The sequence below is a fragment of the Streptomyces sp. NPDC050388 genome (genome assembly GCF_040655635.1).
Taxonomy (GTDB): Bacteria; Actinomycetota; Actinomycetes; order Streptomycetales; family Streptomycetaceae; genus Streptomyces.
Window position 1 is genome coordinate 100,582 of the sequence record NZ_JBFAKH010000014.1, and the last position, 21,470, is coordinate 122,051.

General features: G+C 69.0%; 15 protein-coding genes and 1 tRNA gene. 9 read left to right on the forward strand and 7 right to left on the reverse strand.

Annotation, left to right across the window (positions count from 1 at the left end; all coding sequences use genetic code 11):
* The first annotated feature begins 90 nt into the window (after window positions 1-90).
* From AB0I73_RS10940 to AB0I73_RS10955, 4 genes are read left to right on the forward strand one after another with little or no spacing between them, the layout of a single operon-like run.
* Window positions 91-1,023 (forward strand): branched-chain amino acid ABC transporter permease, encoded by a 933-nt coding sequence (locus AB0I73_RS10940; protein WP_279336606.1) that lies wholly within the window; start codon window positions 91-93, stop codon window positions 1,021-1,023.
* 5 nt (window positions 1,024-1,028) lie between these two features.
* The gene (locus tag AB0I73_RS10945; protein ID WP_363035952.1) at window positions 1,029-2,858 is read left to right on the forward strand and encodes a branched-chain amino acid ABC transporter permease; all 1,830 of its coding nucleotides are present in this window, start codon (window positions 1,029-1,031) and stop codon (window positions 2,856-2,858) included.
* A 3-nt stretch (window positions 2,859-2,861) separates the two neighbouring features.
* Window positions 2,862-3,824: an ABC transporter ATP-binding protein gene (locus AB0I73_RS10950; RefSeq protein ID WP_363035954.1), complete on the forward strand. Its 963-nt coding sequence runs from the start codon at window positions 2,862-2,864 to the stop codon at window positions 3,822-3,824.
* Entirely contained in the window at window positions 3,821-4,537 is a 717-nt protein-coding gene (locus AB0I73_RS10955) for an ABC transporter ATP-binding protein (RefSeq protein ID WP_363035956.1), read from the forward strand. Before AB0I73_RS10950 ends, AB0I73_RS10955 begins: the two co-directional genes overlap by 4 nt.
* A gap of 76 nt (window positions 4,538-4,613) precedes the next feature.
* On the opposite strand, the gene AB0I73_RS10960 is transcribed toward AB0I73_RS10955, so the two are convergent.
* Window positions 4,614-5,273, reverse strand: a complete 660-nt coding sequence (locus AB0I73_RS10960; RefSeq protein WP_363035958.1) for a response regulator — start codon at window positions 5,271-5,273, stop codon at window positions 4,614-4,616.
* 104 nt (window positions 5,274-5,377) lie between these two features.
* Here AB0I73_RS10960 and AB0I73_RS10965 point away from each other — a divergent pair.
* Window positions 5,378-5,452, forward strand: a tRNA-Leu gene (locus tag AB0I73_RS10965).
* A gap of 105 nt (window positions 5,453-5,557) precedes the next feature.
* On the forward strand, window positions 5,558-6,313 hold the full coding sequence (locus tag AB0I73_RS10970) for a helix-turn-helix domain-containing protein (protein ID WP_363035960.1): 756 nt from the start codon (window positions 5,558-5,560) through the stop codon (window positions 6,311-6,313).
* A gap of 18 nt (window positions 6,314-6,331) precedes the next feature.
* On the opposite strand, the gene pyk is transcribed toward AB0I73_RS10970, so the two are convergent.
* From pyk to AB0I73_RS10985, 3 genes are all read right to left on the reverse strand, one after another.
* Window positions 6,332-7,768 (reverse strand): pyruvate kinase, encoded by a 1,437-nt coding sequence (gene pyk, locus AB0I73_RS10975; protein ID WP_363035962.1) that lies wholly within the window; start codon window positions 7,766-7,768, stop codon window positions 6,332-6,334.
* A 211-nt stretch (window positions 7,769-7,979) separates the two neighbouring features.
* Window positions 7,980-10,493 (reverse strand): aminopeptidase N, encoded by a 2,514-nt coding sequence (gene pepN / locus AB0I73_RS10980; protein WP_363036005.1) that lies wholly within the window; start codon window positions 10,491-10,493, stop codon window positions 7,980-7,982.
* Between the two features lie 104 nt (window positions 10,494-10,597).
* A complete protein-coding gene (locus tag AB0I73_RS10985) occupies window positions 10,598-10,960 on the reverse strand; it encodes a chorismate mutase (protein WP_363035964.1) in 363 nt (120 codons plus the stop codon).
* A 125-nt stretch (window positions 10,961-11,085) separates the two neighbouring features.
* Here AB0I73_RS10985 and AB0I73_RS10990 point away from each other — a divergent pair, with 125 nt between their 5' ends.
* From AB0I73_RS10990 to AB0I73_RS11000, 3 genes are all read left to right on the forward strand, one after another.
* The gene (locus tag AB0I73_RS10990; protein ID WP_363035966.1) at window positions 11,086-12,003 is read left to right on the forward strand and encodes a hypothetical protein; all 918 of its coding nucleotides are present in this window, start codon (window positions 11,086-11,088) and stop codon (window positions 12,001-12,003) included.
* Between the two features lie 175 nt (window positions 12,004-12,178).
* Window positions 12,179-13,108, forward strand: a complete 930-nt coding sequence (locus tag AB0I73_RS10995) for a rhomboid family intramembrane serine protease (protein ID WP_363035968.1) — start codon at window positions 12,179-12,181, stop codon at window positions 13,106-13,108.
* A gap of 53 nt (window positions 13,109-13,161) precedes the next feature.
* Window positions 13,162-14,010, forward strand: coding sequence for a chitosanase (locus tag AB0I73_RS11000; protein WP_363036007.1), 849 nt, complete (start codon window positions 13,162-13,164; stop codon window positions 14,008-14,010).
* A 160-nt stretch (window positions 14,011-14,170) separates the two neighbouring features.
* Here the strand turns inward: AB0I73_RS11000 and AB0I73_RS11005 are convergent, their stop codons facing one another.
* The 3 genes from AB0I73_RS11005 to AB0I73_RS11015 all read right to left on the reverse strand — a co-directional run bounded on the left by AB0I73_RS11005 (window position 14,171) and on the right by AB0I73_RS11015 (window position 21,424).
* Window positions 14,171-15,634 (reverse strand): glutamate synthase subunit beta, encoded by a 1,464-nt coding sequence (locus AB0I73_RS11005; protein ID WP_363035970.1) that lies wholly within the window; start codon window positions 15,632-15,634, stop codon window positions 14,171-14,173.
* Window positions 15,627-20,171, reverse strand: coding sequence for a glutamate synthase large subunit (gltB, locus tag AB0I73_RS11010; protein ID WP_363035972.1), 4,545 nt, complete (start codon window positions 20,169-20,171; stop codon window positions 15,627-15,629). The genes AB0I73_RS11005 and gltB overlap by 8 nt, the downstream gene beginning before the upstream one ends.
* 521 nt (window positions 20,172-20,692) lie before the next feature.
* Complete coding sequence (locus AB0I73_RS11015) at window positions 20,693-21,424, reverse strand: VIT1/CCC1 transporter family protein (protein WP_363035974.1); 732 nt, start codon at window positions 21,422-21,424, stop codon at window positions 20,693-20,695.
* Window positions 21,425-21,470 lie beyond the last annotated feature (46 nt).

Sequence of the window (21,470 nt, forward strand, 5' to 3'; positions counted from 1 at the left end):
GCCGCGCGGGGCGCTGTTCCACTGGCGCCCCGCGCGTGCCCGCATCCGGCCACAATCCGTCGAACATCCGAACGTCTCGGAGGACATGCGGTGAACGAACTGCCGCAGCAGCTGGTCAACGGCCTGCTACTGGGATCCATGTACGGGCTGGTCGCCATCGGCTACACAATGGTCTACGGCATCGTCCAGCTCATCAACTTCGCCCACGGCGAGATCTTCATGACCGGCGCCTTCGGCGCACTCTCGGTCTACCTGTGGGTACTTCCGAACGGCACGTCCATGTGGATCGCGCTGCCGCTCATGCTCCTCGGCGCCATCATCGTCGCCGTCCTCGTCGCCATGGGGGCGGAACGGTTCGCCTACCGCCCCCTGCGCGGCGGCCCACGCCTGGCGCCCCTGATCACCGCCATCGGTCTCTCCCTCGCCCTGCAGCAGGCGGTATGGGCCTGGTACCCGGAAGCCAAGTCCGCCCGCACCTTCCCGCAGATCGACGGAGGCCCCTTCGAGATCGGCAGCGTCACCATCCAGACCGGTGACATCTTCGTCTTCTGCGCCGCCCCGATCAGCATGGCCATCCTCGGCTACTTCGTCATGAAGACCCGTACGGGACGCGGCATGCAGGCCACCGCCCAGGACCCCGACACCGCCAAGCTCATGGGCGTCAACACCGACCGCATCATCGTGGTCGCCTTCGCCCTCGGCGCCACCTTCGCCGCCGTCGGCGGTGTCGCCTACGGCCTCAAGTACGGCCAGATCGAATTCCGCATGGGCTTCATCCTCGGCCTCAAGGCCTTCACCGCGGCAGTCCTCGGCGGCATCGGCAACATCTACGGAGCCATGATCGGCGGCCTCGTCCTCGGCGTCGCCGAAACCCTCGCCACCGCCTACATCTCCGACATCCCCGGCATGCACCAGTTCGGCAGCCAGTCCTGGGCCGATGTCTGGGCGTTCGTACTCCTCATCCTCGTGCTGCTGTTCCGGCCCCAGGGCCTGCTCGGCGAGCGCGTCGCGGACAGGGCGTGACACCGATGACCACACAGACCACCGCACCCGAAACTCCCAGCGCCCCCACCACCGGTGGCAAACCCACCGGACTCATCCCCCTTCCGGAACACATCGGCCGCGCCCTGGCCACCGGCGGCGCCCTCCTGACCGTCGTCTCCGCCTTCCTCGCCTGGACCTGGACCTCCGCCTTCCCCGGCGACCTCACCGTCTACGGCTACCCCGGCGGCCTCCAGGTACTCGTCCTCATCAGCGGAGCCCTGACCGCCCTCTTCGCTCTCTCCTCCTACAACATCAAGGGCCTCGGCTGGGCCACCCCCGCCGGCGCCGACGCGGCCGTCAAACTCGCGGCCCTCGCCACCTTCGGCACCACCTGGTACACGGTGCTCGCCATCAGCGTGAAACTCGGCGGCGTCGTCAACCTGGAACCCGGCGGCTACCTCGCCGCCACCACCAGCCTCACCGCCCTCCTCGGCGCCCTGGCCCTCCCCTTCGAGCACCCCGACCCCGACCCCATCGACCCCGACGACAGCGGCTGGAACCAGTTCAAGCACAAGACAGCCCACCGCAAGAAGCAGCTCCAAGCAGCCTTCGCCACCGGCACCACCCGCCCCCTCGGCAAACTCCCCTCCTACGCCGAGATCCTCATCATCATCGCGGCCATGGCCATCGGCCTCACCGTCTTCACCTACGGCATCGGCACCGCGTACGACGAACTCTTCATCGGCTTCCTCATCACCGTCGGCTTCTGCTTCACCGCGCTCCTCAAGGCCGGACTGGTGGCCCGCGTCTCGGCGATCACCTCCAAGCACCGCAACATCACCATGATCGGCGCCTTCGTCGCGGCCGCCGCCTTCCCCTTCACCCAGTCCGACGACCAGTACGCGACCATCGGCGTCTACATCCTCATCTTCGCCACCGTCGCACTCGGCCTGAACATCGTCGTCGGCCTCGCCGGTCTTCTCGACCTCGGCTACGTCGCCTTCCTCGGCGTCGGCGCCTACACCGCCGCCCTGGTCTCCGGCTCACCGTCCTCACCCCTGCACATTCAGATGCCGTTCTGGGCCTCGGCACTGCTCGGCGCCCTGGTCTCCATGATCTTCGGCGTCCTCATCGGCGCCCCCACCCTGCGGCTGCGCGGCGACTACCTCGCCATCGTCACCCTCGGCTTCGGTGAGATCTTCCGTATCGTCGTCCTCAACACCGACGGCACCTCCGGACCCGACGTCACCAACGGCTCCGCCGGCATCTCCTCCATCCCGAACCTGAACATCCTCGGCTTCGACTTCGGCCAGGAACACACCCTCCTCGGATTCACCATCGGCCGCTTCGCCAACTACTTCCTGCTGATGCTGCTCATCACACTGGTCGTCGTGGTGGTCTTCCGGCGCAGCAGCGACTCCCGCATCGGCCGCGCCTGGATCGCCGTCCGCGAGGACGAGACCGCCGCACGCGCCATGGGCATCAACGGCTTCCGCGTCAAGCTCGTCGCCTTCGCCCTCGGCGCCACCCTGGCCGGCCTCGCCGGCGCCGTCCAGGCCCACGTCACCTACACCGTGACCCCCGAGCAGTACATGTTCGCCCACGTCGTCCCGCCCAACTCCGCCTTCCTGCTCGCCGCGGTCGTCCTCGGCGGCATGGGCACCATCAGCGGCCCCCTCGTCGGCGCAGCCCTGCTCTACCTCATCCCGGCCAAGCTCCAGTTCCTCGGCGACTACCAACTCCTGGCCTTCGGTCTCGCACTCGTCCTGCTCATGCGCTTCCGCCCGGAGGGCCTCATCCCCAACCGGCGCCGCCAGCTCGAGTTCCACGAGAACACGGAAGCGCCCGCAGCCCTCAGCAAGGCAGGGGTCTGACCCATGACAACCGACACCACCACCAAGGGCACCACACCCGACGCGACCGCCCCCCGCAAGACCGTCCTCGACGCACGGGGCGTCACCATGCGCTTCGGCGGCCTCACCGCCGTACGCGGAGTCGACCTCACCGTCAACAGCGGCGAGATCGTCGGACTCATCGGCCCCAACGGCGCCGGCAAAACCACCTTCTTCAACTGCCTGACCGGCCTCTACATCCCCACCGAGGGCGAAGTCCGCTACAAGGACAAGATCCTGCCGCCCAAGTCCTTCAAGGTCACCGCGGCCGGCATCGCCCGCACCTTCCAGAACATCCGCCTGTTCGCCAACATGACGGTCCTGGAAAACGTGCTCGTCGGCCGGCACACCCGCACCAAGGAAGGACTCTGGTCCGCCCTGCTGCGCGGCCCCCGCTTCCACAAGGCCGAAGCCGCCTCCCGCGAACGCGCCATGGAACTCCTCGAGTTCGTCGGCCTCGCCCACAAGGCCGACCACCTCTCCCGCAATCTGCCCTACGGCGAACAGCGCAAACTCGAGATCGCCCGCGCCCTGGCCAGCGAACCCGGCCTGCTGCTCCTCGACGAGCCCACCGCCGGCATGAACCCGCAGGAAACCCGCGCCACCGAAGAACTGATCTTCGCCATCCGGGACATGGGCATCGCCATCCTCGTCATCGAGCACGACATGCGGTTCATCATGAACCTCTGCGACCGCGTCGCCGTACTCGTCCAGGGCGAAAAACTCATCGAAGGCGACAGCGCCACCGTCCAGCAAGACGAACGCGTCATCGCCGCCTACCTCGGCGAGCCCTTCGAGGGAGCACCCGGCGAGGAGGAGATCGCCGAGGTCGAGAGGGCCGAAGCACAGGCCGAGACGCAGGCCGAGGCAGAGGTCGAAACCACGACAGACGCCGATGCCGCCGAGGCCACCACGGACGCCGCGCCCGGCAAGGAGAACGACCGATGACCGCACTCCTCGAAGTCGAAGACCTCAAAGTCGCCTACGGCAAGATCCAAGCCGTCAAGGGAATCTCCTTCAAGGTCGAAGCCGGCGAAGTCGTCACCCTCATCGGCACCAACGGCGCCGGCAAAACCACCACCCTGCGCACCCTCTCCGGCCTCCTCAAACCCATCGGCGGCCAGATCAAATTCAACGGAAAATCCCTCAAGAAGATCCCGGCACACGACATCGTCGCCCACGGCCTCGCCCACTCCCCCGAAGGCCGCCACATCTTCCCCCGCATGACCATCGAGGACAACCTCCGCCTCGGCGCCTTCCTCCGCAACGACAAAGCAGGCATCGAGAAAGACATCCAACGCGCCTACGACCTCTTCCCCATCCTCGGAGAACGCCGCAAACAAGCCGCAGGGACCCTCTCCGGCGGAGAACAGCAAATGCTCGCCATGGGCAGAGCACTCATGTCCCAGCCCAAACTCCTCATGCTCGACGAACCCTCCATGGGCCTCTCACCGATCATGATGCAGAAAATCATGGCCACCATCGCCGAGCTGAAATCCCAGGGCACCACCATCCTGCTCGTCGAACAGAACGCCCAGGCCGCCCTCTCCCTCGCCGACCACGGCCACGTCATGGAAGTCGGCAACATCGTCCTCTCCGGAACCGGACAGAAACTCCTCCACGACGAATCCGTCCGCAAGGCCTACCTCGGCGTCGACTGACCCGCCCACAACGCACCACAGCACAGCACTGAGGCCCGGCTCCCCCTCGGGAACCGGGCCTCAAGCGCACAACCCCTCACTGACCCTTCGACGCCTTCTTCTCCGCCGCGTCATCGATGACCGCCTGCGCCACCTGCTGCATCGACATCCGACGATCCATCGACGTCTTCTGGATCCACCGGAACGCCGCCGGCTCCGACAACCCGTACATCGTCTGCAACACCGACTTCGCCCGGTCCACCAGCTTCCGCGTCTCCAACCGCAGACTCAGATCCGCGACCTCACGCTCCAGCTCCCGCAACTCCGTGAACCGCGACACCGCCATCTCGATCGCCGGCACCACATCACTCTTCGAGAACGGCTTCACCAGATACGCCATCGCCCCCGCGTCCCGCGCCCGCTCCACCAGATCACGCTGCGAGAACGCCGTCAGCATCAACACCGGCGCGATACTCTCCTCGGCGATCTTCTCCGCCGCCGAGATACCGTCCAGCTTCGGCATCTTCACATCGAGGATCACCAGATCCGGCCGGTGCTCCCGCGCCAGCTCCACCGCCCGCTCACCGTCACCGGCCTCACCGACGACGGTGTACCCCTCCTCCTCCAGCATCTCCTTGAGATCGAGCCGGATCAGCGCCTCGTCCTCGGCGATCACGACACGGGTCGTCATCGGAGGCACGTGCGACTTGTCGTCGTCGGACGCGTCTACTGGCTGGGGCGACTCGGGGACGCTCACGTGGGGGCTCCTTGGTGCGGGGCAGACCGGTACTGCTGACAAGAGCGTACCCAGCTGCGGTAGGGTGGGGGCACGGCGGGTGACTGCCAGCCTTCGTTTCGCAGGCCCCGGTATTCCAACTGGTTAGAGAAGCGGTGCTCAAACCACCGACAGTGTGGGTTCGAATCCCACCCGGGGCACTTTTCCTTCGATTCCAAGATTTCCGCCCCACGTGGATGTCCACGTTCTCGTGAACATCCGCCTTTTGCTGCGTGTCACTGTGATCGCTGGCACACGGTGTGCACATGTACGGCATCAGCACCCGCAAGCAAGCACTCGCATTGGTGGCTCAGGGCCGCAGCCTCAATTCGGTGAGCCGTGAGACGGGCATCTCGCGCGCCGCGCTCCGATCCTGGCAGCGGCACCTGGAGCCCTCCCCACGCATGGCGGCCCCAGATCCGGGGCCCCCTGCTGATGCGCCTGCGTACGCCTATCTCCTCGGCCTCTACCTCGGCGATGGCTGCATCAGCGCGCACCCGCGTTCCGGCTACTACCTGCGGATCACCTGCGCGGACGTGTGGCCAGGGTTGATCGAGCGGTGCCGTGAAGCCATTCTTCGAGTCCGCCCCGGCATCGGCGTCTACGTCCAGCCGAAGCAGGGATGCGTGGCGGTCACCAGCTACTCCCCCTACTGGCCACGGCTCTTCCCCCAGCACGGCCCCGGCAAGAAGCACGAGCGGCCGATCGTCCTCGAGCCCTGGCAGCAGGCCATCGTCGACGCTCACCCGTGGGAGTTCGTCCGCGGTCTCGTTCACTCCGACGGGTGCCGGATCACCAACTGGACCACCCGCGTGGTCGGCGGTGAGCGGAAGCGCTACGAGTACCCCCGGTACTTCTTCACCAACAAGTCGGACGACATCCGGAGGCTGTACACCGACACCCTGGACCGGCTCGGTGTCGAGTGGACGCACTGCACCCGGGGCGGCGCCCCCTTCAACGTCTCCGTCGCCAAGAAGGCGTCCGTGGCCCTGATGGACCGCCACGTGGGCCCCAAGTACTGAACCGGGACCCTGTGAAGGCTACTTGGGGGTGTCGTCCTCGCCGACGTGGTGGACTCGGACGAGGTTGGTCGAGCCGGGGACGCCGGGTGGGGAGCCGGCCGTGATGACGACCGTGTCGCCCTTCTCGCAGCGGGCGTACCGCAGCAGGAGTTCGTCGACCTGGTCGACCATGGCGTCGGTGGTGCCGACGTGGGGGCCGAGGAAGGTTTCGACGCCCCAGGTGAGGCTGAGTTGGGAGCGGGTGGCGGGGTCGGTGGTGAAGGCGAGGAGGGGGATGGGTGAGCGGTAGCGGGAGAGGCGGCGGGCGGTGTCGCCGGAGCGGGTGAAGGCGACGAGGAACTCGGCGCCGAGGAAGTCGCCGATTTCCGCTGCCGCGCGGGCCACGGCGCCGCCTTGGGTGCGGGGTTTGTTGCGTTCGGTGAGGGGTGGGAGGCCTTTGGCGAGGAGGTCTTCTTCGGCTGCTTCGATGATGCGGGCCATGGTGCGGACGGTGTGGATGGCGTGTTTGCCGACGCTGGTTTCGCCGGAGAGCATGACGGCGTCGGTGCCGTCGATGACGGCGTTGGCGACGTCGGAGGCTTCGGCGCGGGTGGGGCGGGCGTTGTCGATCATCGAGTCGAGCATTTGGGTGGCGACGATGACCGGTTTGGCATTGCGTTTGGCGAGTTTGATGGCGCGTTTTTGAACGATGGGGACTTGTTCGAGTGGCATTTCGACGCCGAGGTCTCCGCGGGCGATCATGACGGCGTCGAATGCGGCGACGATGTCGTCGATGTTCTCGACGGCTTGGGGTTTTTCGATTTTGGCGATGACGGGGAGGTGGCGGCCTTCTTCTTCCATGATGCGGTGGACGTCCTTGATGTCGCGTCCGCTGCGTACGAAGGAGAGGGCGATGATGTCGAAGCCGGTGCGCAGGGCCCAGCGGAGGTCGTCCTCGTCCTTTTTGGAGAGGGCGGGGACGGAGACGGCGACTCCGGGGAGGTTGAGGCCTTTGTGGTCGGAGACCATGCCGCCTTCGATGACGGTGGTGTGGACGCGGGGGCCGTCGATGGCGGTGACTTCGAGGGTGACTTTGCCGTCGTCGATGAGGATGCGTTCGCCGGGGGTGACGTCGTCTGCGAGGCCGGCGTGGGTAGTGCCGCTGGTGTGGCGGTCGCCTTGGGCGCCGTCTTCGACGGTGATGGTGAAGGTGTCGCCGTGTTCGAGGAGTACGGGGCCTTCGGTGAAGTGGCCGAGTCTGATTTTCGGGCCTTGGAGGTCGGCGAGGAGGCCGACGCTGCGGCCGGTTTCGTCGGCGGCTTTTCGTACGCGGTGGTAGCGCTCCTCGTGCTCGGCGTGGGTGCCGTGGCTGAGGTTGAATCGGGCGACGTCCATTCCGGCGTCGACCAGGTCTTTGATCTGGTCGTATGTGTCGGTGGCGGGCCCCAGCGTGCAGACGATCTTTGCTCGGCGCATGGTGTTGAGCCTAGGGCTTACCGATGGGTAGTGATGAGGTCGTATGTGACCGTTCGGCGGACTGCGCATGAATGGTTATGGACAAGAGTTGAATTGTGCGACCGGTTGCTCGTATGAGCATTCATGATTGCCGTTCATATGTCGGTCATGAGTTCGCATTGTCGGGGGGTACCGTGAGGTGCGGCGCCCCCGACAGCGAAGCGTCCGCAATTCATGCCTGGCGTACGCGCAGTGCCCGGGCCAGGTCGTCGAGCTGGTCGACGAGTTTGCGGCGGAGGGCGGGGGTCGGGTCCGCCTTGCGGAGGCATTTCTCGCCGAGGCGGCGGTTCTCGGGGTCGACGGCGTGGGCGGGGAAGGCCCAGCGGCCGGCGGCTTCGGCGAGGGCGGGGCCGCGGCGGGCGGCGAGGGCGACGGCGTCCTTGTAGTAGCGGGCGACGTAGGGGCGTACGAGGTCGGCTTGTTCGGGTTGCCAGAAGCCCTGGGCGGTGGCGGTGAACAGGTAGTTGGACAGGTCGTCGGTGTGGAACATGGCGTCCCAGGCGCGGGCCTTGGCGTCTTCGTGGGGCAGGGCGGCGCGGCAGCGGGCGGCGCCTTCCTGGCCGGTGGCGCTGGGGTCGTGGGCGAGTTCGGCGGCGATGGCGGTTTCGTCGGTGGCGTCGAGGACGGCGAGGCGGGTGAGGATGCGCCAGCGGAGTTCGGGGTCGAGTTCGGGGCCGCCGGGGACGGTGCCGTCGGCGAGCCAGGCGGCGATGGTGTGGGGGTGGGCGGCGGTGTCGATGCGGTGGCGTACGGCGATGAGGCGCAGGTCGGGGTGGTCGCCGTCCTCGGTGCGGCGGATGAGGTCGCGGCACAGGTCGGTGAGGGTGGTGAGGGCGGCGGGCCGTTGTTCGGGGGTGACGTAGCGGTCGGCGATGTGGGTGGTGGCGAAGGCGAGGGCGCCTTGGACGAGGGCGAGGTCGGTTTCGTGCGGGAGGTGGGTGCGGGCGATGTCCAGGTAGGTGGTGGCGGGGAGGTCGCCGTCGCGGACGGCGTCGCGCAGGGCGTTCCAGGTGACGGCGCGGGTGAGGGGGTCGGGCAGTCCGGACAGGCGGGTCTGGATGGTCCGGAAGGACTCGTCGTCGAAGCGGATCTTGGCGTAGGTGAGGTCGGCGTCGTTGAGGACGAGGAGGGCGGGGCGTGGGCCCGGGGTGCTGATGGTGGTGTCGCCGTGGGTGGGGAGGTCGGCTTCGAGGCGGGTGCGGAGGGTGAGGCCGCGGGTGTCGTCGAGGTCGTGGTCGTAGAGGCCGAGGGTGATGCGGTGGGGACGGTTGTCGCCGTCCGCGTGGCGGATGGTGAGGTGCCAGTGTCCGTTGTCGGTGTGGAGTTGGGGGGTGAGGGTGTCGACGCCGGTGGTGCGGAGCCAGGCGTCGGCCCAGGCGTGGACGTCGCGGTCGGTGGCGGAGGCGAGGGAGTCGATGAAGTCGGCGAGGGTGGCGTTGGCGAATTTGTGCCGGTCGATGTGGGTGTTGATGCCGGCGAGGAAGTCCTTTTCGCCGAGCCAGGCGACGAGTTGGCGTAGTGCGGAGGCGCCCTTGGCGTAGGAGATGCCGTCGAAGTTGAGGAGGGCGGAGGCGGTGTCCTGGACGTTCTCGGGGGCGACGGGGTGGGTGGAGGGGCGTTGGTCGGCGTCGTAGCCCCAGGGTTTGCGGGTGATGCCGAAGTCGGTCCAGGTGTCGGTGAAGCGGGTGGCTTCGGCGGTGGTCTGGTAGCCCATGTATTCGGCGAAGGACTCGTTGAGCCAGATGTCGTCCCACCAGGTGAGGGTGACGAGGTCGCCGAACCACATGTGGGCCATTTCGTGGGCGATGACCATGGCGCGGGTCTGGCGTTGGGTGTCGGTGACGGCGGAGCGGAAGACGAATTCGTCGCGGAAGGTGACGAGTCCGGGGTTCTCCATGGCGCCGGCGTTGAATTCGGGGACGAATGCCTGGTCGTAGGAGTCGAAGGGGTAGGGTTCCTGGAATTTTTCGTGGTAGCGGTCGAAGCAGGAGCGGGTGATGTCGAGGAGTTCGTCGGCGTCGGTGTCAAGGTGGGGTGCGAGGGAGCGGCGGCAGTGGAGGGCGAAGGGCAGGCCGCGGTGTTCGGTGCGTACGGTGTGCCAGGGGCCTGCGGCGACGGCGACGAGGTAGGTGGAGATGAGGGGGGTGGGGGCTGCTTTCCAGCGGCCTTGGCCGAGGTGTTCGGTGATGCCGTTGGCGAGGACCGTCCAGTTGTGGGGGGCGGTGACGGTCATCTCGAAGACGGCTTTGAGGTCGGGCTGGTCGAAGGCGGCGAAGACGCGTTGGACGTCGTCCATGAAGAGCTGGGTGTAGGCGTAGGTCTCGCCGTCGGCGGGGTCGGTGAAGCGGTGCATGCCTTCGCCGGTGCGGGAGTAGTGCATGGTGGCGTCGACGCGTAGTTCGTGTTCGCCGGGGGTGAGGCCCTTGAGCGGCAGTCGGTTGCCGTGGAGGGTGCCGGGGTCGAGGGGGTGTCCGTCGAGGGTGACGGAGCGCAGCTCGGCGGGCTTGACTTCGACGAAGGTGTCCGTGTCGTCCTGGTCGGTGAGGACGGTGAAGCGGATCAGGGTGTGGGAGTCGAAGGTGTCGTCACCGGTGGTGAGATCGAGTTCGATCGTGTAGCGGTGGACGTCGAGGAGCTGTGCTCGGTTGTGCGCTTCGTCGCGCGTCAGTACGGACATGCAGGCCATGCTGCCCGATGCCGCCGGTGTGGCACAGAGGCGGATCGGTACGTGGTCCATGTCCGGTGTTGTCGGGGCTCTCCGGTGCGCGCCTCTGCGGGTTTTCGGGGGTGTCAGTCGGTGGTGGGTGTGGAGTTGCCGGTGGTGTTCCTGGTGGTGGTGTCGGCGATGTGTTCGTGGTGGCGGATGACTTCGGCGATGATGAAGTTGAGGAATTTCTCGGCGAAGGCCGGGTCGAGTTTGGCGTTCTCGGCGAGGGTGCGCAGTCGGGTGATCTGTCGGCTTTCGCGGGCGGGGTCGGCGGGTGGCAGGTGGTGGCGGGCTTTGAGGCGGCCGACCTGCTGGGTGCATTTGAAGCGTTCGGCGAGCATGTGGACGACGGCGGCGTCGATGTTGTCGATGCTGTCGCGCAGCCGGGCGAGTTCTTCGCGGACTGCGGGGTCGATGTCTCCGGTGCCGGTGTTGCTGGTGGTCATGGGGTGGCAGCCTACGGGGCGGTGGCGGGTGGGGGGTGGGGTGTTCGGGGTGTGGACGGCCGGGGGCGGTTGTCGGGGCGGGGCCGTAGGGTGGAATCGGTTTCTGGGCGTCCTGGGGGTGAGGCGTGGCGAACGGCGGGCCGGTGGAGCACGGCTTTCCGCATCTGGAGACGGTGCGGTCGGCTCTCACGGCGGTGTACCGGCGTTTGTCGTGCGACACGGTGCGGTCGTTCTCGACCAGTGTGGCTCCGGTGGATGTGGCGTTCGGTGATATGGATGATCTTCATCTGGGGGCGCAGCGGGTGGCGCGGGAGTTGGTGCGGCATTACCGGTTGCCGGATGCGCGGTTGATCATCGGTTTTCGTGAGATGCGGCATGCGGCGAATGTCGAGCTCGCGGCCGGTCCGGAGTACTTCGTGGAGCTGAATGATCGGTTCCGGACGCATCGGCGGGATATCGGGGCGGCGCTGGCGCACGAGGTGATGCATGTGTATCTGCATCGTCTGGGGTTGTCGTTTCCCGGTACGCGGGACAACGAGATCCTGACGGACACGGCGGCGACGTATCTGGGGGCGGGGTGGCTGCTGCTGGACGCGTTCCGGGAGGACGGGGTGTCGTCGCAGAAGCTGGGGTATCTCACGCCGGAGGAGTTCGGGTATGTGCTGGCGAAGCGGTCGCTGGTGTTCGGTGAGGATCCGTCGGTGTGGTTCACCAGTGCGCAGGCTTATGCGGCGTATGTGAAGGGGATGGAGTTGGCGCGGCGGGACGGGCAGCAGCCGCCGTTGGCGGCGGCCGGCTGGGTGGGGCGTCGGCGGTACGCGCGGGACCGTCGGCAGGCTCGGGAGCGGCGGCAGGGTCTTGTGGCGGTTCCGTCGGCGTCGGGGGGTGTGCCGTACAGCTTCACGTCCGGCGGGGATGGTGAGGGGGCGTTGCGGGTGTCGTTCCCGTGTCCGACCTGTCATCAGCGGATCAGGGTCGCGGTGCGGGGGCGGGTGCGGGTGCGGTGCGGGTTGTGCCGGGCGGTGCTGGAGTGCGACACGTAGGGGTGGGTGTCCGGGGCGGGTCCGGGGGGTGTCTGCGGCTCTCCGGGGTGCGGGCCGTGGCGCGTGGTGCGGGCACTTCGACCCCGCTTCCCCGTGACTGCACCGGTGTTCGATACTTTTGTTCGCCGTCGTCCCCGCCGGCTCGTCCGTCCCGTCCCTCACAAGGAGCCGGCTCGTGGATTCCGAGTCCACCGTCACCACCTGTTACCGCCATCCCAAGGTGGAGTGTCACGTCAGCTGTGTGCGCTGCGAGCGGTACATCTGTCCGGATTGCATGCGGGAGGCGGCCGTGGGCCACCAGTGTCCCGAGTGCGTGAAGGAGGGCGTGCGGTCGATGCGGCAGGCCCGCACCGTGGTGGGTGGCCGGGTCTCGGCGGTGCCGGTGGTGACGTACGCACTGATCGTCGTCAATGTGCTGGCCTATCTGGCGGAGGTGGCGCTGCCGGAGGTCGTGGACCGGTTCGCGATGCTGGGTGCGGGGCTGGTCGGGCCGGACGGCGGGCACTACGTGTGGGTCGAGGGCGGGTACTTCGGGGACTTCCGTCCGGAGGGTGTGGCGGGCGGGGAGTGGTACCGGCTGCTGACCGGTGCGTTCCTGCATCTGCCGCCCACCGGGGGGACGTTCGGCGTCCTGCACATCGTGATGAACATGGTGGTGCTGTGGAATCTGGGCCGGGCCGTCGAGCCGATGCTGGGGCGCGTCCACCATCTCGCCCTGTATCTGCTGTCGGCGCTGGGTGGTTCGGTGCTGGTGCTGCTGCTCGCGCCGCAGGACGTCGTGGTCGGGGCGTCCGGTGCGATCTTCGGGCTGGGGGCCGCGTACTACGTCATGGCGCGTCGGATCGGTGCCGACATGAGCGGGGTCAACCGGTTCATGGCGGGGCTGCTGCTGTGGCTGGTGGTCTCCGCGGTGTTCACGTCGTGGGAGGGGCACCTGGGCGGGTTGTTGGCGGGCGGTGCGGTGGCGGTGGCCTTCGCGTACGTGCCCAGGGGCAGGCACCGTGCGTTGTTGCAGGCGGGGGCGTGTCTGGCGCTGTTCGCGCTGCTCGTCGTCCTGGCGGGGGTCAAGGTGGCGGATCTGACCGGTGGAGGTGTTTTCCAGTGAGGCGTCCAGCGCTGCTGATCGCAGCCGTGCCCGTGGTGGCGACGGCCGTGTACATGCTGATGCCCGGGGGGTCGGACGGTTCGGCCGCCGGCGACGGTCCGGCCGTGTCCGCCTCGTCGAACGCGCGTGAGCAGGCCAAGGAGCGTGCCGAGTCGGAGTCGGCCAAGGACGACGCGCTGGTGGCGAGCCGGCCGCCGGGCCTGGCCGACCCGGTGAAGAAGGAGCTCGCCCAGCAGCTCGTGGCGAGTGCCGAGAACTCGACGCTGCGCTGGCGTGAGACCTACGGCACCATCGAGGACGTCGGGGACGGTGTCGGCTACACGGCCGGCATCGTCGGCTTCACCACCGGCACCCACGACCTGCTCGCCCTCGTGGAGGGCTACACGAAGGACCACCCGGACAACGGGCTGGCGGAGTTCCTGCCCGCGCTGCGTGAGGTGGACGGCACGGACTCGCACGAGGGTCTGGACCCGGGCTTCACGGAGGCCTGGCGGGCGGAGTCGGAGAAGCCCGCGTTCCGCACGGCCCAGGAGGCCGAGCGCGACCGGGTCTACTTCGATCCGGCGGTGCGCATGGCCAAGTTGGACGGTCTCGGCACGCTCGGCCAGTTCGTGTACTACGACGCGATGGTCCGGCGTGGCCCCGACACCGGCCCGGACGGTTTCTACGGCATACGGGAGCGGGCCATGCGCAAGGCGGAGACGCCGGGGCAGGGCGGCGACGAGAAAACGTTTCTGGAGGCGTTCCTCGAGGTGCGTCGCGCGGCCATGCTCGCGAGGAAGCCGGACGCCGACACGTCCCGGGTGGACACCGCCCAGCGCCGGTTCCTGCGGGAGGGGAACCTGGAGCTGGCGACGCCGCTGACGTGGCAGGTGAACGGGAGCACCTTCCGGATCCCCTGACCGGGGTGCGGCGGCGCCTGCCCGGTTTCGTCCTGGTCGGGGACGGCTGGCAGGCGCCACCTGGTGTTCCGTACGCCGTTGTACGGGACCTCTGTGGGGGACCGTCAGGTCCCTTGTGCGGGGCGGTCCGCCACCGGGTGGTGGCGGGCGGGGCGGTCCGTCACACCGTCAGTGAGCGGTCCGTGGGGCGGATCGGTGCGGGCAGGTCGCTCGCGCCGGTGAGGTGGCGGTCGCAGCCGCGCGCGGCGGAGCGGCCCTCGGCGATCGCCCACACGATGAGGGACTGGCCACGGCCTGCGTCACCGGCGACGAAGACACCCGGCACGCTGGTCTGGAAATCTGCGTCGCGGGCGATGTTACCGCGTTCGTCGAGGTCCAGGCCGAACTGCTCGACGAGGCCGTTGTCCCGGTCGGTGCCGGTGAAGCCCATGGCGAGGGTGACCAGCTGGGCCGGGATCGCCCGCTCGGTGCCGGGTTTGTGGGTGGGCTTGCCGTCGACGAATTCGACCTCGGTCAGGTGCAGTCGCTGCACGTTGCCGTCCGCGTCGCCCTCGAAGTGGGTGGTGGAGACGGAGTAGACCCGCTCGCCGCCCTCCTCGTGCGCGGAGGTGACCTTGTAGAGCATGGGGAAGGTCGGCCACGGCTGGGAGAGCGGGTTCCGTTCCTCGCCCGGGCGGGGCATGATCTCCAGCTGGGTGACGGAGGCGGCGCCCTGGCGGTGGGCGGTGCCCACGCAGTCGGCGCCGGTGTCACCGCCGCCGATGACGACGACGTGCTTGCCCTCGGCGGAGATCGGCGGGGTGACGTAGTCGCCCTCCTGCACCTTGTTGGCCAGCGGCAGGTACTCCATGGCCTGGTGGATGCCGCCCAGTTCGCGGCCCGGTACCGGCAGGTCGCGTGCCGTGGTCGCGCCGACGGCGAGGACGACGGCGTCGTACCGCTTGCGCAGTGCGGTGGCCGGCATGTCGCGGCCGATCTCGATGCCCGTGCGGAACTTGGTGCCCTCCGCGCGCATCTGCTCGATGCGGCGGTTGATGTGCCGCTTCTCCATCTTGAACTCGGGGATGCCGTAGCGCAGGAGGCCGCCGACGCGGTCGGCCCGTTCGTACACGGCGACGGTGTGGCCGGCCCGGGTCAGCTGCTGGGCGGCGGCCAGACCGGCGGGGCCGGAGCCGACGACCGCGACGGTCTTGCCGGAGTGGCGTTCGGGGACGCGCGGGGCGACGTCGCCGGTCTCCCACGCCTTGTCGATGATCGAGACCTCGACGTTCTTGATGGTGACGGGCGGCTGGTTGATGCCGAGGACGCACGCCGATTCGCACGGGGCGGGGCACAGTCGGCCGGTGAACTCCGGGAAGTTGTTGGTGGCGTGCAGGCGCTCGGAGGCCGCCTGCCAGTCCTCGCGGTAGGCGTAGTCGTTCCACTCGGGGATGAGGTTGCCCAGCGGGCAGCCGTTGTGGCAGAACGGGATGCCGCAGTCCATGCAGCGGCCGGCCTGCTTGCTGGTGATCGGCAGCAGGGAGCCGGGGACGTGGACCTCGTTCCAGTCCTTGACGCGTTCGGTGACCGGGCGGGAGGTGGCGACCTCGCGCCCGTGGTTCAAGAAGCCCTTCGGGTCAGCCATGGGTCGCCGCCTCCATCATCTTCTGGTGGGTGTCGGACTCGGAGAGTCCGGCTCGCTCGGCGGCGTCCTTGGCGGCGAGCACTGCCTGGTACGTACGGGGGGTGATCTTGCTGAAGCGCTCGACCGCGGTGTCCCACTCGGCGAGCAGCTTGGCGGCGACGGTGGAGTCCGTCTCCTCCTGGTGCCGGCGCACCACGTCGTGCAGCCGGGCGCGGTCGGTGTCGTCGAGTTCGTGGACGGCGTCCAGGTTGCCGGCGTTGACGTTGTCCCGGTCGAGGTCGATGACGTAGGCGACGCCGCCGGACATGCCGGCCGCGAAGTTGCGGCCGGTCTCGCCGAGGACGACCGCGTGGCCGCCGGTCATGTATTCGCAGCCGTGGTCGCCCACGCCCTCGGAGACGACCAGCGCGCCGGAGTTGCGCACGCAGAACCGTTCGCCGACCTTGCCGCGCAGGAACATCTCGCCGCCGGTGGCGCCGTAGGCGAGGGTGTTGCCGGCGATGACGCTGTACTCGGCGAGGTGGTCGGCGCTCCGGTCGGGGCGGACGACGACGCGGCCGCCGGAGAGGCCCTTGCCGACGTAGTCGTTGGCGTCGCCCTCCAGGCGCAGGGTGATGCCGCGGGGGACGAAGGCGCCGAAGGACTGGCCGGCGGAGCCGGCGAAGGTGATGTCGATGGTGTCGTCGGGCAGGCCGGCGCCGCCGAACTTCTTCGTCACCTCGTGGCCGAGCATGGTGCCGACGGTGCGGTTGATGTTGCGGATGGCGACCTGGGCGCGGACCGGCTGGGCGTCGGGGGCGCCGTCGGCGGCGAGCGCGTCGGCGGCGAGCTTGATCAGCTCGTTGTCGAGGGCCTTCGCCAGTCCGTGGTCCTGGGGGACGGCCTGGTGGCGGACGGCGCCGTCGGGCAGGTCCGGGACGTGGAGCAGCGGGGCCAGTTCCAGGCCCTGCGCCTTCCAGTGGTCGACGGCGCGGGTCACGTCGAGGACCTCGGTGTGGCCGACGGCTTCCTCGAGGGAGCGGAAGCCGAGTGCGGCGAGGAGTTCGCGGACCTCTTCGGCGATGAACCGGAAGAAGTTCACGACGTGCTCGGCCTTGCCGGCGAACCGCTCGCGCAGCACCGGGTTCTGGGTGGCGATGCCGACCGGGCAGGTGTCCAGGTGGCAGACGCGCATCATGACGCAGCCGGAGACGACCAGGGGCGCGGTGGCGAAGCCGAACTCCTCGGCGCCGAGGAGGGCGGCGACGACGACGTCCCGGCCGGTCTTGAGCTGGCCGTCGGTCTGGACGACGATCCGGTCGCGCAGGCCGTTGAGCAGGAGGGTCTGCTGGGTCTCGGCGAGGCCGAGTTCCCAGGGGCCGCCCGCGTGCTTGAGCGAGGTCAGCGGGGAGGCGCCCGTGCCGCCGTCGTGACCGGAGATGAGCACCACGTCCGCGTGGGCCTTGGACACGCCCGCGGCGACCGTGCCGACGCCGACCTCGGAGACCAGCTTGACGTGGATGCGCGCCTGGGGGTTGGCGTTCTTCAGGTCGTGGATGAGCTGGGCGAGGTCCTCGATGGAGTAGATGTCGTGGTGCGGCGGCGGGGAGATGAGGCCCACGCCGGGTGTCGAGTGCCGGGTCTTCGCGATCCACGGGTAGACCTTGGGGCCGGGCAGCTGGCCGCCCTCGCCGGGCTTGGCTCCCTGGGCCATCTTGATCTGGATGTCGTCGGCGTTGACCAGGTATTCGGAGGTCACGCCGAAGCGGCCGGAGGCGACCTGCTTGATGGAGGAGCGGCGGGCCGGGTCGTACAAGCGCTCGGGGTCCTCGCCGCCCTCGCCGGTGTTGGACTTGCCGCCGAGCTGGTTCATGGCGACGGCGAGGGTCTCGTGTGCCTCCTGGGAGATGGAACCGTACGACATGGCGCCGGTGGAGAACCGCTTGACGATCTCGGAGGCCGGTTCGACCTCGTCGAGGGGGACCGGCTTCCGGTCGGTGGTGAAGCCGAACAGGCCGCGCAGCGTCATCAGGCGTTCGGACTGCTCGTTGACGCGGTCGGTGTACTGCTTGAAGACGTCGTAGCGGCCGGAGCGCGTGGAGTGCTGGAGGCGGAAGACGGTCTCCGGGTCGAACAGGTGCGGTTCGCCCTCGCGGCGCCACTGGTACTCGCCGCCGATGTCGAGGGCGCGGTGGGCGGGGGCGATGCCGGAGGCGGGGTACGCCTTGGCGTGACGGGCGGCGACCTCCTGGGCGACGACGTCGATGCCGATGCCGCCGATCTTGGTGGCGGTGCCGTGGAAGTACTTCTCGACGAACCGCTCGTCGAGGCCGACGGCTTCGAAGACCTGGGCGCCGCGGTAGGAGGCGACGGTGGAGATGCCCATCTTGGACATGACCTTCAGTACGCCCTTGCCGAGGGCGTGGATGAGGTTGCGGATGGCCTTCTCGGGCTCGCCGTCGACGGCCTGCAGGAAGGTGCCCGCGCGGACGAGGTCCTCGACGGACTCCATCGCCAGGTACGGGTTGACTGCGGCGGCGCCGAAGCCGATGAGGAGCGCCACGTGGTGGACCTCGCGGACGTCTCCGGCCTCGACCAGGAGGCCCACCCGGGTGCGCTGCCTGGTGCGGATGAGGTGGTGGTGGACGGCCGCGGTGAGCAGCAGCGACGGGATCGGCGCGTGCTCGGCGTCGGAGTGCCGGTCGGACAGGACGATCAGGCGGGCGCCGTTGCCGATGGCGGCGTCGGCCTCGGCGCAGATCTCCTCGATGCGGGCGGCGAGGGCGTCGCCGCCGCCGGAGACCCGGTAGAGGCCGGAGAGGGTGGCGGCCTTGAAGCCGGGCAGGTCGCCGTCGGCGTTGACGTGGATGAGCTTGGCCAGCTCGTCGTTGTCGATGACCGGGAAGGGCAGGACGACGGAGCGGCAGGACGCGGCCGTCGGCTCGAGCAGGTTGCCCTGGGGGCCCAGGGAGCTGCGCAGGGAGGTGACCAGTTCTTCGCGGATCGCGTCCAGCGGCGGGTTGGTGACCTGCGCGAACAGCTGGGTGAAGTAGTCGAAGAGCAGCCGGGGGCGGTCGGAGAGCGCGGCGATCGGCGAGTCGGTGCCCATGGAGCCGATCGGCTCGGTGCCGGTCTTGGCCATCGGGGTGAGCAGGACGCGCAGTTCCTCCTCGGTGTAGCCGAAGGTCTGCTGGCGTCGGGTGACCGAGGCGTGGGTGTGCACGATGTGCTCGCGCTCGGGCAGGTCGGACAGTTCGATCTCGCCGGCTTCCAGCCACTGGGCGTAGGGGTGCTCGGCGGCGAGGGCAGCCTTGATCTCGTCGTCCTCGATGACGCGGTGCTCGGCGGTGTCCACCAGGAACATGCGGCCGGGCTGCAGGCGGCCCTTGCGGACGACCTTCGCCGGGTCGATGTCGAGGACGCCGACCTCGGAGCCGAGGACGACCAGGCCGTCGTCGGTGACCCAGTAGCGGCCGGGGCGCAGGCCGTTGCGGTCGAGTACGGCGCCGACCTGGGTGCCGTCGGTGAAGGTGACGCAGGCGGGGCCGTCCCAGGGCTCCATCATCGTGGAGTGGTACTGGTAGAAGGCGCGCCTGGCCGGGTCCATCGCGGCGTGGTTCTCCCACGCCTCGGGGATCATCATCAGCACGGAGTGCGGCAGCGAACGCCCGCCGAGGTGCAGCAGTTCGAGGACCTCGTCGAAGGAGGCGGAGTCGGAGGCGTCGGGGGTGCACACCGGGAAGATGCGCTCGAGGTCCTTCTCGGGACCGAACAGGCCGGAGACCAGCTGGGACTCGCGGGCGCGCATCCAGTTGCGGTTGCCCTTGACGGTGTTGATCTCACCGTTGTGGGCGACGAAGCGGTAGGGGTGCGCGAGCGGCCACGACGGGAAGGTGTTCGTGGAGAACCGGGAGTGCACGAGCGCGATCGCGGAGCCGAAGCGGCGGTCCGACAGGTCCGGGAAGAAGGGCTCCAGCTGGCCGGTGGTGAGCATGCCCTTGTAGACGATGGTCCGCGCGGACAGCGACGGGAAGTAGACGCCGGCCTCGCGCTCGGCGCGCTTGCGCAGCGCGAAGGCCGTGCGGTCGAGGTCGATGCCGGTCGACGCGTGGTCCGTGACGAAGACCTGGCGGAAGGCGGGCATCGTGGAGCGGGCGGCGGCGCCGAGCAGCTCGGGCGCGATGGGCACGTCGCGCCAGCCGAGGACGGTCAGGCCCTCGTCGCGGGCGATCTCCTCGATGCGGGCGGCGGCCTCGTCGGCCGCGTCGAGGGGGAGGAAGGCGGTGCCGACGGCGTAGGCGCCGGCCGCGGGCAGTTCGAAGCCGGCCACCTCGCGGAAGAAGGCGTCCGGGATCTGGGAGAGGATGCCCGCGCCGTCGCCGGAGTCGGGCTCGGAGCCGGTGGCGCCGCGGTGCTCCAGGTTGCGCAGGACGGTGAGGGCCTGCTCCACCAGGGTGTGGGACGCCTCGCCGGTGAGGGTGGCGACGAAGCCCACGCCGCAGGCGTCGTGCTCGTCGCGGGGGTCGTACAGGCCCTGGGGGGCGGGGCGGGCATCCATGGAGGACCGGTTCTGGCCTTGCGCAAAATGCTGGCACGGCTGACGCGGCATACGCATCGGCTCTCCTCGTCGTCGTCATGTGGCGTGTGGCAAGTGCCGAGGGACGACGCTGGCCCTCTGCGTGACTGCGAAATTTCGTGCAGGTTACACGATGGGTGAAGTCCCGGAAAGGGGGATATTTCATTCCATTGTGCAGACGCCTTGCAGGTCACGGCGGGGTTCCGCGCCTGGCGGTGGAGGCTGTGGGGACCGGGGCGGGCAGATCGGTGTCCGCCGGTCCGAAGACGGGGGAGGGCGTCCTCGCCCCTCCCCGCGGGTGCGTCACGGGCTTCATCACCCGCAGCGCTTTCGGCTCATGCCCCGTCGTCACGCGGTCGAAACCAACGAGTAACGGCTACTTGTGCGGTCCGTCGCGCGAAAGCGGAGCCGGATCGCCGAACGGCCCGGTCGGATCACGCGAGCCGCGTGATCCGACCGGGCCGTCCGAACCGGATCGCCCGTCCGGGTCGGGTGGAGCCGGGTCATCCGACGGCGGTTCCGAACAGCGCGCCCAGTGCGTAGGTCACGCCGGCCGCCGCGCCGCCGAGGGCGAGCTGCCGCAGCCCGCTGAACCACCAGGTCCGCGCGGTCACCTTGGCCACCAGCGCGCCGCACAGGAAGAGTCCCAGCAGGGCCACCAGCACGGCCGGCCACAGGCTGCTCGCGCCGAGCAGATAGGGCAGCACGGGAAGCAGCGCGCCCAGCGCGAAGGAGCCGAAGCTGGAGACTGCGGCCACAGCGGGCGAGGGCAGGTCGCCGGGGTCGATCCCCAGTTCCTCGCGGGCGTGGATCTCCAGCGCCTGCTCGGGGTCCTTCGACAGCTGCCGGGCCACCTCGCGGGCGAGCTCCGGCTCGACCCCGCGGGACTCGTAGAGGGCGGCGAGTTCGGCCTCCTCGTCCTGGGGGTGCTTGCGCAGTTCGCGCCGCTCGACGTCCAGTTCGGCCTCGACGAGGTCGCGCTGGGAGGCGACGGAGGTGTACTCGCCGGCCGCCATGGAGAAGGCGCCGGCCGCCAGGCCCGCGAGACCGGTGATGACGATGGTCTGCTGACCGACCGAGCCGCCGGCGACGCCGGTCATCAACGCGAGGTTGGAGACCAGTCCGTCCATCGCGCCGAACACGGCGGGGCGCAACCAGCCGCCGTTCACGTCCCGGTGGGTGTGGTTGTCGCGGTGCGCCTCGTGCAGCGTCGCCTCGGTCTCGATGATCGCCATGCGGTCCCCCAGGGAGTTCACTGGAGCGTCTGCAAACAGACGCAAC